The 16,887-nt window shown below is 45.7% G+C and carries 9 protein-coding genes; 5 read left to right on the top strand and 4 right to left on the bottom strand.

What is annotated here, in order from left to right; translation table 11 throughout:
- The first annotated feature begins 130 nt into the window (after nucleotides 1–130).
- From BACINT_RS23090 to BACINT_RS23070, 5 genes are all read left to right on the top strand, one after another.
- A complete protein-coding gene (locus BACINT_RS23090) occupies nucleotides 131–4,042 on the top strand; it encodes a hybrid sensor histidine kinase/response regulator transcription factor (RefSeq protein WP_044155175.1) in 3,912 nt (1,303 codons plus the stop codon).
- A gap of 129 nt (nucleotides 4,043–4,171) precedes the next feature.
- Nucleotides 4,172–5,113: an ROK family protein gene (locus BACINT_RS23085; protein ID WP_007667866.1), complete on the top strand. Its 942-nt coding sequence runs from the start codon at nucleotides 4,172–4,174 to the stop codon at nucleotides 5,111–5,113.
- A gap of 29 nt (nucleotides 5,114–5,142) precedes the next feature.
- On the top strand, nucleotides 5,143–5,877 hold the full coding sequence (locus BACINT_RS23080; protein WP_007667864.1) for a 6-phosphogluconolactonase: 735 nt from the start codon (nucleotides 5,143–5,145) through the stop codon (nucleotides 5,875–5,877).
- Between the two features lie 20 nt (nucleotides 5,878–5,897).
- On the top strand, nucleotides 5,898–7,157 hold the full coding sequence (locus BACINT_RS23075; RefSeq protein WP_044155444.1) for an MFS transporter: 1,260 nt from the start codon (nucleotides 5,898–5,900) through the stop codon (nucleotides 7,155–7,157).
- Between the two features lie 16 nt (nucleotides 7,158–7,173).
- Nucleotides 7,174–8,904: a glycosyl hydrolase family 18 protein gene (locus tag BACINT_RS23070; protein WP_044155443.1), complete on the top strand. Its 1,731-nt coding sequence runs from the start codon at nucleotides 7,174–7,176 to the stop codon at nucleotides 8,902–8,904.
- A gap of 449 nt (nucleotides 8,905–9,353) precedes the next feature.
- Here the strand turns inward: BACINT_RS23070 and BACINT_RS23065 are convergent, their stop codons facing one another.
- The 4 genes from BACINT_RS23065 to BACINT_RS23050 are packed head-to-tail and all read right to left on the bottom strand — an operon-like array spanning nucleotide 9,354 to nucleotide 16,879.
- Entirely contained in the window at nucleotides 9,354–10,358 is a 1,005-nt protein-coding gene (locus BACINT_RS23065) for an IPT/TIG domain-containing protein (protein ID WP_007667856.1), read from the bottom strand.
- A 35-nt stretch (nucleotides 10,359–10,393) separates the two neighbouring features.
- Nucleotides 10,394–12,088, bottom strand: a complete 1,695-nt coding sequence (locus tag BACINT_RS23060; RefSeq protein ID WP_007667854.1) for a RagB/SusD family nutrient uptake outer membrane protein — start codon at nucleotides 12,086–12,088, stop codon at nucleotides 10,394–10,396.
- Between the two features lie 14 nt (nucleotides 12,089–12,102).
- Complete coding sequence (locus BACINT_RS23055; RefSeq protein WP_007667852.1) at nucleotides 12,103–14,880, bottom strand: SusC/RagA family TonB-linked outer membrane protein; 2,778 nt, start codon at nucleotides 14,878–14,880, stop codon at nucleotides 12,103–12,105.
- A gap of 34 nt (nucleotides 14,881–14,914) precedes the next feature.
- Nucleotides 14,915–16,879: a RagB/SusD family nutrient uptake outer membrane protein gene (locus BACINT_RS23050; RefSeq protein ID WP_007667850.1), complete on the bottom strand. Its 1,965-nt coding sequence runs from the start codon at nucleotides 16,877–16,879 to the stop codon at nucleotides 14,915–14,917.
- Nucleotides 16,880–16,887 lie beyond the last annotated feature (8 nt).

Raw genomic sequence — 16,887 nt, 5'->3', positions numbered from 1 at the left:
CGTGCTTTTTCCTGTGAAATGCAAGGGAAACAGAGGGATTCTTTTGATAGAAAACAAACCTATTTGGATAGTTTATCAACCAATCTTAATATATTTGTCTGTATTATTGCAATTGCTAAAAGTGAGTATTATGAAAGACATCTTTATTATGATAAAGCGTACATTTATTTTGTTGCTATTTATTTCGTTATATACCAGCTTGTTTGCAGGTTCTTTCCGACACTTGAATGTAAGGGAAGGTTTGAGCAGCAGACAGGTTTATCAGATATGTAAGGATTCAACGGGATTTATCTGGGCTTATACCCATATGGGAGTGGACCGTTATGACGGGAACGAGATAAGGCACTATAAGCTAAATGAGACGATAGACTCCAAGGATCATATATTGTCGTTCACGGTGATGGAGATAGATAAGGAGGGAAATCTCTGGATTGCCCTGCGGAATGGCAGAATATACAGGTATGACAAATTGAAGGATTGCTTTGAACTACAGGTGGATTTGTCGCAGTCCATATCCTTTCCGGTCTTGAATGGTATAGAGTTTGAAGAGAATGGGGGATTGTGGCTATCTACATCCACAGGAGTGTATTATTGGAGCAGAACCGATAAAGTTTTGTCTCCGGCAGGCCTGATCGGCGAATGGACCAATTGCATTATTAAATCAGCGGAGAACACCTTTTTCGTAGGAACCAATACGGAAGTCTATAAAATGGAGAAATCGAGAACGACCTGCCAATTATCGAAAGAGAAGGTGGATATTCCTGTGGAGGCTCGTATAGAGGCTTTATTCCTCTACGGTACTAAATTATATGTGGGAACCTTTTCTAACAGTGCTTTTGTTATTGATTTGGTTACGAAACAGGTAAAATCTCTCAATTCCTTTATTCCGGGTATACCTGTCCGGGTTTTTGCCCATGATGGAGACCACTCTATTTTGATAGGAGCAGACGGTGCGGGTGTCTTTAGGATCGATGCTGCTAATGAAACATTGACGGAGCATTATATAACGGATGAAGATGATGAAAGAAGTCTGACTGGTAATACCGTTTCGGACATCTGCGTAGATGAATATGGAGGTATCTGGGTAAGCACCTGTACGAATGGTATCAGCTATCTGGATCCTAATGTACCCGATGTACGTTGGATCAAGCACGAACGGAATAATCCTTCTTCATTGGCATCCGATCATGTAAATGTAATGCTACAAGACTCAGAAGGTGATTATTGGTATGGTACCAATGACGGAATCAGTGTGTACCGGGTGAAATCAAAGCAATGGATGCACTTTCTGAATGGGAAAGGTTTTGCTTATTCGTCTGTAGTGTTGGCTCTCTGTGAAGATAATGAGGGAAATGTATGGGCAGGTGGTTATGGAATCGGATTATATCGTATTCAAAAAAAATCAGGTGAAGTCCGGAAAATGCCGAGACAGAATAAACAGGCTGATAGTGGCATCTCTACCGACTATATTTATGCTATTTACTCAGAGGGTGATTATATCTGGTTCGGAGGTATTGAAGGTCATTTCACGCGGTATAACAGGCGTACCGATGTTTATACCTATTATCCGATTGATTGTGTAGGGGATATAAAGTATGGTGACAAGAATACATTGCTGATAGCCGGCTGTGACGGTTTGGGTTTCTTCGACAAATCTACGGGGGAAATTAAGTGGCAGCAGAAGTTTGGTGATATTACTTTGCATTATCCTGTCCGTTGCCTGCTGCGTTCATCCTCCGGTGACATCTGGTTGCTTACAGACGGAGAAGGGTTGATTCGTTTTAATCCGGAGAATGACCGTTCCCGTATTTATACAACTGCGGATGGGCTTGTCTCCAACTCTATTAATAGTGTGGCCGAAGATAGTAACGGACATATTTGGTTCAGTACGGAGAAGGAGTTATATTGTCTGGATCTGGTTGAAGATATGGTTATCAATGGCAATGATCTTTTAAATATCGGCTGGGGATATTATAATTCGAATGCTTCCTTGAAGACAAAAGACGGACATCTGGCATTTGGTACAGCGGAAGGAGCTCTTTTCTTTACACCCTCTTTTGACTTTTCTAAAAGTGCACCGGTCGAATTGATATTCACAGACTTTAAATTACCTTATGAGTCGGTAAAAGCAGGAGCAGCCGGTTCGCCATTAACGGCGGGTATCAATGATACCAAGTCTCTGAAACTGAAATACAATCAGAATTCTTTCTCTATCTCTTTTTCGGCTATCAATTTTGTTTCTCCACATAAAATCAGGTATGAATACAGGCTGAAAGGCCATGAGCGGCAGTGGCATCACAGGGATGTGGCTCAAAGTGTGGGCTATATGGATCTTCCTCCCGGAAAATATACTTTTGAATTGCGTGCATTCGATAAATATACCCAGCAACAGGTTGGCGAACGTTCGGTAGAAATATCTATCGATCATCCGCTTTGGGCATCCTGGTGGGCCATAGCGATCTATCTGATTTTGCTTGTGATATTAGGTTGTTTTTTCTTCCAGTTCAGACGGCAAAGGGTGCGGGAGAATAAAATCAGGGAACGGATTCATTCGTTTATAGGAATTGCCCATGATATACGCACTCCGGTAACGTTGATAAAAGCTCCGCTGAGTGAACTTGAAGAACGGGGTGACTTGCCTGAGGAGAGTAAGAAGAAATTGGCAATTGCAGTGAAGAATGCAGAGAAGCTTTTTTCGATGATTACTCAGTTGCTGGAATTGCAAAAGGTGGAGGCACACCCGGAACATCTTGAAGTGGCATTATATAATGTAAAGGCGTACATGGAAGATAAGTTGTCTGCTTTCCGTATGGCTGCAGTCAAAAAGGAGATAGAACTTTATCTGGAGGTAGAACCGGAGATGTCTGAGGTATGGCTGGACAAGAGCAAGATGGATCATATAATGGATAATCTGCTTTCTAATGCTTTGAAGTATACAGAGAAAGGTTCCATAGGTATTGTAGTGAGACAGACTAAAAACAAATGGATTGTTGAAGTAAGGGATACAGGAGTCGGTATTCCTGCAGAAGAACAGAAGAATATCTTTAATGAGTATTATCGTGCCAAGAATGTGGTAGACTCTCAGGAACAGGGCATCGGCATTGGTCTGATGATTACTTCCCGCATTATCAAGCAACATCATGGTAAGATAGAATTCAGTAGTATAGAGAATAAAGGGACTACGTTCACTGTTACATTTCCCAAGAAACTGCGATCGGGTATGGTGGTTGTGGCGAAGGAGGATTTACCAGAAGTAACGTCTCCCGATGTTTCATCTCAGGAGGAGGATGACCAGACGGATAAAAATATTCTGTTGCTGGCCGAGGATGATAAAGATATGCGTGAGTATCTGACGGACAGTTTGTCTTCCGAATATAAGGTAATCAGTGTACCCGATGGAGGAAAGGCATTGGATATGGCGAGGGAAATCAATCCGGATATTATTATTTCAGATATCATAATGCCTGTAATCCAAGGGGATGAGTTGTGTCGGATCTTGAAATCTTCTGTTGAGACCAGTCATATTCCTGTCATTCTGTTGACCGCCCTTTGTGAGAGGGAGAATATCATATTAGGATTGGAATCCGGGGCGAATGATTATATCATTAAACCCTTTGACTTGTCCGTATTGAAAGTAAGGCTTCGTAATATACTCCAGAATAGGCAGCATCTCAGGGATACTGTGCTCTCCTCGGATATACCTGTCAACGAAATAGATTACAGCAGCCAATTGGATAAAGAGTTTCTGGATAGTGCCATGGCAGCCATCGATGAGAATATGACTAATCCGGAATTCTCAATTAATGACTTCTGCCGTGCGTTAGGCATGAGTCGTACATCTGTTTATAATAAGATAAAAACTTTGACAGGGCAAGGGCCGAATGATTTTATCCGTATTGTCCGGTTGAATAAGTCGAAAGAGCTTTTGCTTTCGCAGAAATACTCAGTCGGAGAAGTGGCATGCATGGTTGGTTTTTCAGACCCTAAATATTTCAGTACGTGCTTTAAAAAGCAGTTTGGCACAAGTCCCAGTAAATTTTAGAGTATAAAAACTGTATTTAAACCTAAGTGGATAAGTAGCGAACCTTTTTTGTTAAAGAATCAACTTTCGTTTCCTTGATTGTGCGTAATATTGTGGTCAATAGTAACCTTCTAAAAATGCAGATAAAAAATGGAAACGTATTTAGGCCTGGATTTGGGCGGAACTAAATTATTGATTGGCGAAATTGATAGTCGCGGCAATATCTTGAGGTACAAAAAATATGACTCCGGATATTTTAACCAACAAGCAGCGTTGGATATTATCAAACTATCACTGGATGATTATATCAAAACCGTAGGATGGTATGATAAGAAACCTTTGGCCATGGGAGTGGGATTGATCGGACGGGTAGATCCTAATCAGGGTATCTGGTTGCAAATAGATCCCAGCAGGACGCAACCTATTGCTTTGGCTAAGGAATTAGCGGATATTTATGGCATTCCCTGCCATATAGACAATGATGTGAAAAGTGCCACACGTGCCGAACGTGTGTGGGGCTTCGGGCAAATTTCCAAAAACTTCATCTATTTGAATATAGGAACGGGTATTGCAGTCGGCACGGTTGTGAACGGCAGGCAGATACGTGGTAGCCATTTTAATGCCGGTGAAGTGGGACATGTGCGGGTAGGAGTCAATGTAGGAATCAAATGTACTTGTGGAAGGGTGGATTGTGTGGAGGCTATAGCTTCCGGTATTGGTTTCGACCGTTGTGCAAGAATACTTCAGAAAGATTATACCACGGATTTACACATTCCTGCCGACAAAGGGGAACGGATACCTGTCAGTGAGATTTTTGCATTGAGTCGTAAAGGTGATCCTTTATGTGTGAAACTGGTGGAGAATGCTTCCGAAGCATTAGCGAATCTTGTAATGAACCTGGTGCGGGTGACAGATCCGGAGACAATCGTCTTAGGTGGTGGTGTAGTGGCAGACGGATATATTCATGCGAAGATAATGGAATTGTTGAATCCGACCACTATGCGTTTTGTAAGCAATGGTGTTGTTATCACAAAGTTGAATCCGGAATTCATAGGTTTACTGGGTGCAGGTGCTGTGGCCATGAATATGTAAATAGTGATTAGTGATAAGAAAGTGGAGTCATGAAAATAACTATAGCAAAGAGCGAAAAAGAATTTGATTGCATCGCTGCATGGCAGATTATAGGTGAAATTCTAAATAAACCGGAAGCTGTTATCGGGCTTTCGACAGGACGTACGACCGGAAATCTGCACCGGATGGTTGGAGAAATATATTCCTGTTATCCTTTCAATACCTCTGCGGTCACGTTTTTCGGATTGGATGAAGTGGTGAACGTGCCGCGTGAATATGCCGGGGCATGTTATACGATGCTGAAAACGGAAATTATAGATGCATTGGGCATAAAAGATGAAAATTTCCTGATGTTGCCAACAGTTTCAGATGATTTTGGAAAAGCTTGCAGGGCATTTCAAGAAGAAATTGCCAAGCGTGGAGGTATTGACTTACTGATTCTGGGTTTGGGAGAGAACGGACATTTAGGTTTCAATCAACCTCACTCCCCTTTGGGAGGAGATGCGTGGGTTACGAAGATGAATCCGGAATTGGAAGAACGCATTCGTAGAGAAACCCACACCCCGCCGGAGAAGGAACTGGGAGGGGTAACTCTGGGGATAAAAAATATCATGCAGGCACGCCGGATTGTACTGGTGGCCAAAGGCAGTAACAAAGCTGAGGCCGTGAAACAAATGCTGGAAGGACCTGTCACATCTGATGTTCCAGCCTCTGTCCTTCAGTTACATCCGGATTGTGAGTTTCTGCTGGATGTTGCTTCTGCAGCTAAGTTATCTGAAAAATAATCATTTGCTAATACTACATGATGACACACCAAGAAAAACAAATCAATTACATGGGACCGTTTCTTACAATGGTCTTCCTGTTCCTTATTGTAGGCTTCCTGACAACTGCCAATACTCAGTTTCAGGGGCCGTTGAAGGAAACTTTTCTTATGAAAGTAGGTAATCTGAAGAATACATTTGCAACTCTGATTACTTTCTCGTGGTTCCTTGCTTACCCTATTTGTGGGAGTATAGGTTCATCCTGGATTAGCAAGTATGGCTATAAAGGAACCTTGATCCGTGGACTTTGGGTGATGATTATCGGTCTGGGACTCTTTTTTGCTTCATCTTATTTTACCGTTCAATTTCCTGATGTTAATATCAGAATGGGAGAGAGTATTATTCCCATAGGATTCTTTATATTTCTATTAGGATCATTTGTTGTGGGTGCTTCGGCCACGATTTTGCAGGTCGTTATTAATCCTTATCTTACCGCTTGCCGTGTGAAAGGGACACAAGCCATTCAACGTTTGGCTATTGGGGGGACAGCAAACTCTGTGGGTACTACGATTGCCCCTTATTTCGTGACCGGTGTTGTGTTTGGTGGCTTGGCTATGGAAGATATTCAAATCAGCCAGTTGATGATGCCTTTCTTTGCATTGATGGTAACTATAGCTGTGGTTGTTTTCTTATTGATGAGGCTATCTTTGCCGGATATACAGGGTACACGGGTAGAGAAAGGGGAGAAGTTGGAGAAAAGTGTATGGTCATTCCGTCACTTGACATTGGGAGTTTGCGCTATCTTTTGTTATGTGGGTGTCGAGGTTTGCATTGGTGCGAATATCAATTTATATGCCATTGAACGGAATTGTCCTTCACCTGCCTTATTGGCCACACTCTATTGGGGTGGTATGCTGATCGGACGACTGGTAGGAAGTTCGTTGAGCAGAGTTTCCCCTCGTGTGCAACTGACCGTAACTACCATATCGGCAGGTGTGTTGGCTTTGCTGGCTATCATCTTTAATAATCCCTGGTTACTGACAGCAGTCGGACTTTTCCATTCCATCATGTGGGGGGCTATCTTCACATTGTCCGTGGCTCATTTGGGTAAATATACTTCGGTAGCTTCCGGGGTATTCATGATAGGGGTAGTGGGAGGTGCCATCCTGCCTTTGTTGCAAGGTGTCTTCGCTGACTTGCTGGAAAGTTGGAGATGGTCTTGGTTTATTGTAATTTTGGGAGAAGTATTTATGCTGTATTATGCATTGATAGGTTCTCGTGTTTGTCAAACAGCTGATTAATTATTATAATAATATTATGAAAAGAATGAAATTAATGATTCTGACTGCATTGGCGGTATTGTTGTCGTGCAGTAGTAAAGCAGGAGAGTTGCGTATGGCTTCTTCGGATACAAAAGTTATTGTAGCTTATGTGACTTCCTGGAGTAGTATCATGCCGGATCCGCAATATATGACGCATATTAACTATGCATTCGGGCATGTCAGTGAAACCTTCAACGGAGTTGGTATTGATAATGAGAACCGTCTTCGTGGGATTGTTGCACTGAAGGCGCAGAAACCAGAACTGAAAATAATGCTTTCTATCGGTGGATGGGGAAGCGGTCGGTTCAGTGAAATGGCTGCCAATGATAAGTATCGCTTGGCTTTTGCAAAGGATTGCAAGCGTGTAGTGAAAGAGTTCGATCTTGATGGTATTGATATAGACTGGGAATACCCTACCAGTGCAGCAGCCAATATTTCTGCTTCACCGGATGATACAAAGAACTTCACATTACTGATGAGGGATATACGGAAAGAGATAGGGAAGAAGAAGTTACTGACTCTTGCTACGGTAGCTTCTGCAGAGTATATAGATTTTAAGGCGATTCTTCCCTATATTGATTTTGTCAATATCATGTCCTATGATATGGGGAATGCTCCCAAACATCATGCAGCTTTGTATCGTTCGGAGAACAGTGGCTGGATGACTGTTGATGCTGCTGTTGAGACTCACCTCAAAGCCGGTGTGCCTGCTTCTAAGTTAGTGATGGGCATGCCTTTCTATGGCCGTGGTGGCGATGGATATCCTAACTTTCAGGATTTCAATAAGGTAGGCCATACCAGAGAGTATCGTGAATGCTGGGATGAGGTAGCCAAGGTTCCCTATTTGGCCAATAAAGCAGGAAAGCTTGTCTTCGGTTATGAAAATCCCCGTTCGTTGGCCATAAAATGCCAGTATATCCTGAAGCAGAAACTGCTGGGCGGCATGTATTGGGACTATGACGGTGACAACGAGCAAGGCGATTTGCGTCGTACGGTCTACGAGGGATTGATAGAACAGAAACCTTTCTATGACAGGACTTACCGTGTACTGGTACTTACCGAAAGCCAAGGCCAGCATAAACCTTTCTCGGATGCGGCAGTGAAGTGGCTGGTGGATGAGAGCAAGGTACAGAATCTGCAGATACAGATATTGAACAACACCCGTCTCCTGGCTCAGAAGGAAGTGTTGGAGGGTACGGATTTAGTCATTCAGTTGGACTTCCCGCCTTATACCTGGCCGAAGGAAGCAGAGCAGAACTTCATCAACTACATTAACGAAGGTCGTGGCGGTTGGATTGGTTTCCATCATGCTACTTTGCTGGGAGACTTTGACGGTTACCCTCTGTGGCAATGGTTCTCCGATTTCATGGGCGGCATTCGCTTCCAGAACTATATCGCTCCGCTTGCTGATGGCACAGTGATTGTGGAAGACAAGGAACATCCGGTAATGAAAGGCGTCGACGCTTCTTTTGTGGTTCAGGATGACGAGTGGTATACGTACGACAAGTCTCCCCGTCCCAATGTTCGCGTTTTGGCACATGTGGACGAGTCCACTTATACACCCGCTTCCGCTGTCAAGATGGGCGACCATCCGGTAGTGTGGGTGAACGAAGGCAAGGCTGCCCGGAATGTTTATTTCCAGATGGGGCATAGTCCGAAGCTCTTCCAGTCGGACGACTTCACGATGATGCTTAGCAATGCTATCCGCTGGACTTTGAAGAAATAAATTCTACCTGTAATTTATGCATGTTTTTGCATATACTCATACATTCATTCTCTGTATCTCCCTGTTCATAGACATTATAGCGGTGGTGAAAGCAAATTAAAGAAGGGTATAGGCAATTTTTGCCTACACCCTTTTTTAATGGGACATTCATTTGATTATCTTACTGTTAATGCCGAATATCTACATAAACCTACTCTCTCAAAACCTGCTTGTTTTCCCGCTTCTTCTCTTTATTTTGATACGAAATGTATCGAATTGCACCTGTTTTGCTTGTAGTATTCCTTTTCGCCTGCAGTCTCCGTAGACTATGACTGTTTGTTGCTCCAAAGCCTTCAGGCGAAGAAACAGTAAAACACAAGTAAATGCCAAAAAGTCTGCCGAAGAACTTTAGCTCTCCGGCAGACTTGAAATGTTTACAGATATCAGGCTATGACTTCTTTGTATAGAGTTTAATCTGTCTTAATCTGAATCTTGGTGATTGTTATGTCGCCGCCAATGATGAGAGCGGTTTCAGTACCATTCATTGTTGCCGCCATACCTTCCGAGATTTTGAATTCCAGGAAGTCCTCACCAGCGGCAAGAACGATGTTGTTACCGCTTTCACCGCCATCGCGGATGAAAGGAGCACCCCACCAACCATCGCACAGACAAAAAGTCTGAGGAGCATCATGGTGAGTGAACGTGAACTTAATAGTTTGGCCGGCTTCTGGCGTTATTGCCGAGAGGTCAAGCTCAGATGCAGGGAGATACCACCACCAGCCAGTAGTGTATTCACCTTCCCAGATTGAAGCATATCCTTCACCTCCTTCGCTGCCACCTGCAACCTCGTCAGACAGCGTTACCTCTGGCAAAGTATATTTCTTGCCGCTGCAGTCTTCGAGGGTAACTTGGGCAGGTCCGGCTTTTATACCCATTGGCGAATAGATGTAAAGAGAACCGGTAGCTTTGCGCTTAAAGTTACTTGCATCTACAACAATGTCCTTGCCGTCTTCACCGGGGAAATAAGCCTTGGTGATAAATTCGAGGTCGTTGCCGTACACCTCCACACATTCGTTGATTTTTATTTCCTTGTCAAGAGGAGCCACGCGCAAAGGCTCGGGCTTGCCGACAGTCAGCGTCATGACTGACTCTGCCGATTCGCCGTTGGCTTCTATTGTTACTGTTCCCCCCTCTGCAGAAATGCCGGCAGGAGTTATCACAGAGATATAGCCGTTGCCTATTTTGATAATGTTGTTCACAGAGACATTGCCAGGGAACACAACGGAAATGGTCTTCTCAAGACCCGTACCAGTGATGGTGACAACCTGTCCTTCCATAACTTTTGTAGGCAGGACAGCATTCACCATTAGCACATCGTTGGCATTCGCCACATCACTATCGCTGCACGAGGTCAGTGTCATGTTCGACAGCAAAGCGAATCCTAAGATCAGAAGATATATAATATGTTTTTTCATAAATCTTATTCGTTTGAAATTTCATTGAATCAGTTTTACCAATTGGGGTTCTGCTTCAGATTGCCGTTCTTCTGAATTTCAGACTGCGGAATCGGGTACAGGTTGTACTTCTCGTTCCACTGGCGAGTCTTAGTAACTCGATTGAGAATCAAGTTGCCGTTTCCATTCAGTTTGAAGTCTGCCACATCAACATTCTTGAAGAACTCGGCCCCCTTCTTCCAGCGACGTACATCCCAGAAGCGCTGACCTTCGAAAGCAAGCTCTACCATACGCTCACGCATGTAGCGCTCTTCGAAACCATTGTTTCCTTGGAATTCAGGCATCATGATGTCAGGACGGTTACGAAGCACATTGATAGCCTCGTTGGCTGACATGCCAAAATCGCCCTGTTCGTCAGCATTGCCGTAGTAGTTGTACATAGCCTCTGCATAATTGAGGTAAACCTCGGCCAGACGCATCACAATCCAGTTGTGGCGTGTTGTAGTCTGGTTGTTGGCTGTGGTGACACAGTTGCCGTCCACAAACTTCTTCAAGTAGTAGCCCGTGGGAGTTGCGCCGTACTTAGGAGCACCGTTGAAGCCGCTCTGATACGTCTCAATAGCAATCTGCTGAGTTGTGTTAGATGGCCAGAGATCGCCGTTCTTCACTACAGTGAGTTCGAAACGTGGGTCAAGACCATCGTATGGATTCTCAGTAGTCACATCAACATCTCCAGGATGTTTCTCCTTGAATGTCTTGCCATCGGCCTGATATTCGTATGCGTCCACCAGTGCCTGTGTAGGGCAGTTGCCGGAGTTTCCGTTCTCCACACCCACAGGATAATTGTACTGCTCGAAGGTGTTGCTTGCCTGGGTGCCAAGAACGAAGATAAATTCAGAATTGGTGAATGTGTCGTGCCCCCATAGTTTGGCATACTCGCTGAGTTTGTAGCCCCAGCGCTGTGCATTATCGATGATGACCTTGCTGGCAGCAGCGGCCTCTTTCCAAAGCTCCTTGTTGTTGTCTGTATTAAACAAGGGTGAAGCCTGATAAAGAAGTACGCGTGCCTTCAGTGCAAGAGCAGCACCACGGGTGGCACGACCAATTTCCTGACCAGGAATGTCATTATATGACACGGGCAGATATTCAGCCACGGCATCCAATTCGTTGATGATGAACTTGAACACATCCTTGGCTGGAGTGCGTTCCACGCTGTTGGCCTGCTCATTGGTGAGGGTTGTGGTCACCAAAGGCACATCGCCGTAGGCACGTACCAACTCGAAGTAGAAATAGGTACGGAGGAAACGCAACTCGTAAGGGAATATCTCAAACTGCTGCACCATGGTCTGGTAGTCGGGATCATATTTATAATCCGACAAGTCTATCTTGTGGATGCGCTCAAGGTACATGTGTACCTGAGTGATGGCACGGTATGACCTATCCCATGTGGTTGAAAAAGGATTCGAAGGAGTCCAACCACCGTTGAAATACTTGTGAATGGGTGAGAAGGAAAGTGCAAACTCAGACTCGTCTGTAGCACTGGCTATCAGGGCGCCATTACCGTAGGAATCGTCCTTGAATTCACTTGGCATTTGTGCGTAGACATCGTATACAAGAGCCTTGACACCATTGAGGGGACTGTTGTAGGTCCAGTCCTCGTCACGATTCGAAGCTTCGTTGTAATCTAGGTCGGCACAGCCTACAAAGACTACTGCCGCCATACCTAAAAGAGCATATGTTATCTTGTTCATAAATGTATCTTTTATTAGAAAGTTAATGTGACACCTATATTGACACCCTTGAACATGGGATATGCTGTCGAAAGTACCTCAGCATCCATAGCGTCGATATTGTCGAAGGAAAGAAGGTTCTCGCCCTGAATAAATACCTTGGCTGCGGTAAGAGAGAGTTTCGAGAGCACCGTTGCAGGCACTTTATAGTAAACCTCGATGTTGCGCATCTTCAAGAAGTGAACAGGCTTGTACCATACGTTGCTTTTCTGGCTGTTGTTGCTGTTGTTCAGAGTTGTCAGACGCGGGTAGAGAGCATTGTTGCCAGCCACATCCCAGCAGTTGTTGTAGTAATCCACTGAAAGGTTGCCGTTATCGGCCATGCCACCCCATATTGCTGACGGAAGATACTTCATGTAGTTGCCAGTGCCTTGGAACCATGCGTTTAGACCGAAGCCTTTATATTCTACACCGACATTGAAGGCGTAGTTGAGCTCAGGGATATCAGTAGCACCATTGAGACTGGTAACATCGAACTCATTGATTACCTGGTCACCGTTGAGGTCTTGGTATTTGATGTCACCAGGGCTTACGGTAGAGTATTCCTGACGATAGCTGGAGTTGATGTCGGTCTGATCTTTGAAAAAGCCTGCCGACTTGAGTCCCCATGCCTCGTTTACACGGTGGCCTACAGGGTCGCTCAGCGGATAGGTCGGTGTGCCGATATACTTGCTCACCTCATTGCGTGCCCACGACAAGTTGGCACCCAAGTTGAGATTGAGGTCGGAAGTGATTTTCTTCACATACTTGGCACTTACCTCAAAACCGTAACTCTTAACTTCGCCAACATCGTTGTATGACGACTGTATACCAACCACCGATGAATTCTCATTGCTTGCAGAGAGCATGATGTGGCTGCGAAGCTGGTAGAAAGCATCAACTGAGATGTCAAGAGCATTTGCCAGACGAAGGTCAGTACCAAGGTTGAAGCTCGTAGATGTCTCTTGCGAGAAATTGGTAGTTGGGAAGGAGCCAAGCGATGCTCCCCATGTAGCACCGTAGTTGTTACCAATAATCACATAACCGTGCGAAACATCCCATGTGGGAAGCCACATGCCATAGGTAGGCATATAGTCGGTATGCTGGATGCCAGCCGATGCACGCAACTTACCGTAGTTGAGCAGAGCATCGTTGTTGTCAGCGTAAATCCAGCCGAGCGACAGTGTGGGTGAGAATGCCCACTTTGAAGGATAGGTACGGCAGGAGCCGTTACCTGCAAGCACAAGGTCGGCAACGTAGCGGTTCTGAAAATCGTAGTGGAAGACTCCCATGATGTTCTGACGATAGAAGGTGTTTCCACGTCCATCAGTGCTCACACCACTATTGTCGTACACAACGGTAGCATTGAAGTGGTCGTTGTCGAAGAACGAACGTTTGTAATTGATACCTACACTGGCCTTTGCTTTCCACCACTGACCGGCATTCCAGGTGCTGAAGGTGAGGTTGGTCTCCTTGTTACCGAATGGGTTCAGAGCTACGTTGTTCTTGTCACCAATGGTACCGGTGTAACGCTCGTAGCCATACTGGTGTGCCTTGTGCGAATTTTCCGCATAAATCGACGAATTGGCATAGCCGGCACTGACAAATACGTTCAGACCATTGAGCAGGAAGTCGAGTTTTTGAGACAGCTTGGCATCTACCCACAGCTGACGTTGATGGGTCTTGTAGAAACCGGACTCCTGAATCTTGGCAATGGGGTTGGCATCACCGTATGCCTCGTTACCACCCCAGATACCTGTTGAGGTCTTGTAGGGGAAAGCGCTTGCCGGCAGTTGGTAGATAGCAGCTGTAGCATCGTCAGCACCGATGTCGGAGGGCCGCTTGGTCTCCTGGAACATACCGAAGAGGTTCACCGACATGAGAGTTGTGTTGGTGATGTTGAAGTCGAGGTTGGTACGGATATTGGCCTTCGACTGGCGCAACTGCGTATTGTAGTCCGGCAGCTTGGTGTCCTTGAAAGCACCGCGCACATCGGTATAATCGATATGGGTGTAGTATTTCACCTTGTTCGTACCTCCGTACACCGAAACGTATGCATGGTCTTCCTCGGCAGTGTTCTTGAAAGTAAGGTCGCGCCAGTTCACGTTAGGATAGAAGTACGGGTCGGAACCGTCTTTGAAGAGGTTAAGCTCCTGCTCGGTGTATGCGGCAGAGAGTCCGTCGTTGTGACGGGCACGATTGAACGCATTAGCATATCCGTAACCATCTACCATGTCTGCGAATTCAGGGTCGAACTGGAACTTATGACTGTAGTTCACCTTGACGTGTGTCTTGCCTTCAACGCCACGCTTTGTCTTCACAAGTATAGCACCATTGATACCCTCATGGCCAAGAAGTGCCGTAGCGGCAGCATCTTTGAGGATGGTAACGCTCTCCACTTCCTCTACACTGAGGCGGTCGATGGGACGCTCGTAGCCATCGACGAGGATGAGGATACTTTTATCGCTAAGCGTGTGATAGCCACGAATATTAAACGAGGCACCCTTATTTTCGTCGCCCGAGAAGCCGCCTTGCGATAGAGCTGTTAGACCTGGCAGACGTCCATAGAGAGCCTGGGCAAGGTTAGTTGCCGAGGTCTGCTGCAATTCTTCACCTGTGATTGTGGTTGCAGAAGCGGTGCTGAGGAAATTACTTATTTCCACGCCGTAACCCAAATCATAGGCATTTGCATTCTTATCGTCGAGTTTTACCTGCGCATTTGCTGTGAGAGAGACAACAGCAGTCGCAAGCATCAACATTCTATTTATATTCATATTTTATAAGTCTTATTGATTTTTAAAATCTGGATTACCAACCTGGGTTCTGGTTCAGACCATAGCCCTTGTTGATCTCATCACGTGAAATAGGCGCGAGATACCATTTGTCGGTCCACTTGCTCGTCTGGTTGCCGGTATCCCACCATACACGGGTATTGTTGGTACAAGGTATCTTCTCATAGATACAGTTCGGCCAAGGTTCACCGGGTTCGAGGCTCGTGTCGCCATTGTAGTCGGCAGGATTCATCTTGTTGCCGTTGGCATCCTTGCGCCATACACGCAGTTGGTGTACCTGTTTCTTGAATATGTCGGATCTCTTGTAGCGGATGAGGTCATACCAGCGGGAGTCTTCATAACCGAACTCACAGGCACGTTCCTTAAGGAGTTGATCGATAAAGTTGTCTTTGTTGGTGGTTAGGTTGAGCTCTGGATTCATAATCTCTACCTTACCAAGACCTACGCGTGCGCGTACCTTATTCATTTCGTCGCAGGCTTTCTGCAGATTGCCTGTCTGTGCGAGTGCCTCAGCGTAGCAAAGGTGAATGTCAGCCATACGCAGATAAGCAAAGTTGGTCGGATAGTATGCTGCATAGCCGTTGTCGCGGAGATACTTGAACAGTTTCATACGGGTAGACCATGGATTGTCGGTAACAGCAGGATTGAAGGTCTGGTCAACATTGCCACCTTGCCACATCTCGGTGCTAGAAAGCCCCTGATATTGCTCGGCAAGATTGTTGCGATTCACCACCATTGTCTCGTAGAGACGTGGGTCGCGGTTGGCAAAGATGTCTACGTTGTTGGTGTTATCGGTATTGAATACGTCGTCGTAAGGGAAGTTACGACCATTTGCCATACCAAACATTTCCATATATTCGAGGGTGAAGAGAGCCATACCGAACTCATCCATACCTTGTACGTTCCAGTCACCATTCCAAGCGTCTGTACCCGGACCAGCATGAACTTCAATCACCTTCTCGCTGTTGCCACGGAACCAGTAGGCGGCACGGAAAGCGTTGCAATAGTCTTGCTCACTGTTACCGGTGGGCTGTACAAGGGCGAAATAGTTGCCGTTGGCGCTATTGGCTTGGAAGAAATCCTCACAAGCTTTCAGCGCTTTCTGCCAAAGTTCGGATTTGTAGCCGCCAGCCCATATTTGGTTGAGGTCCTGATTCTCCTCGTTGCGAGTGAATTCAAGATAAGGTTTGTCACTGTTAAACAGAGGCGAAGCCACGAAGTTCCACAGCCTTACACGCAGACCATAGGCTGAGCCTTTGGTCAGACGTCCGGAGTTGGTGGCCTGATCCTGCACAAAGAAAGGAAGACCCGGTTCGTTGATGGCGCCCTGGATAAGCTCGTCGATGAACACTGCTGTCTCGATTACGCTCATGCGCTTGCCATCTACAACATCAGTAGCCACGAATGAGCGGTCGACTTTTGGAAGACCTCCGAAGTTGCGGAAAGCATCAAGATAGCGCGATGCCATGATGACGTACACCTCACCACGGAGCTGGCTCTTCTCTGATTCGCTCAAGTCGGGAACGCGATCGATGTTCTCGATGAAAATCCAACCCTCACGGATGGTACGCCAGATGCCTGCACGACCATTGCCGTCACCGTTGGCGATGAAGGGGAACTTGACAAGACCGCCGTTATCCTGGTCGGTCTCGGTAAGGTCACCACCGTAGTACTTTCCGAGATTGTGCCATCCGCAGTACGACTGGCAAATATCGGTAAGGGCATCGGGGTGAGAATACCATACTGCACCTGTATAGGTGAAAGGGTTATGCATGGCACCGTACATGTGCCAGAGGAAACGCTTTGCATTCTCTCCCTTGGCAAAGATGGAGTCTACGGTTACGTCGACACCTGGCTGCTTGTCGAGGAAGTCATTTCCGATGTTGATATCATCGACACAGGAACTCAGCGATCCCATCCCTATCATGGCACCAGCTACACATATAATAGTAGCAGTTTTTATTTTTTCTATAAGATTCATTGTCTTGA

This window comes from Bacteroides intestinalis DSM 17393 (assembly GCF_000172175.1).
Lineage (GTDB): Bacteria > Bacteroidota > Bacteroidia > Bacteroidales > Bacteroidaceae > Bacteroides > Bacteroides intestinalis.
The sequence above is the reverse complement of the archived record's forward strand: the minus strand, read 5'-3'. Positions and strand labels throughout refer to the sequence as shown.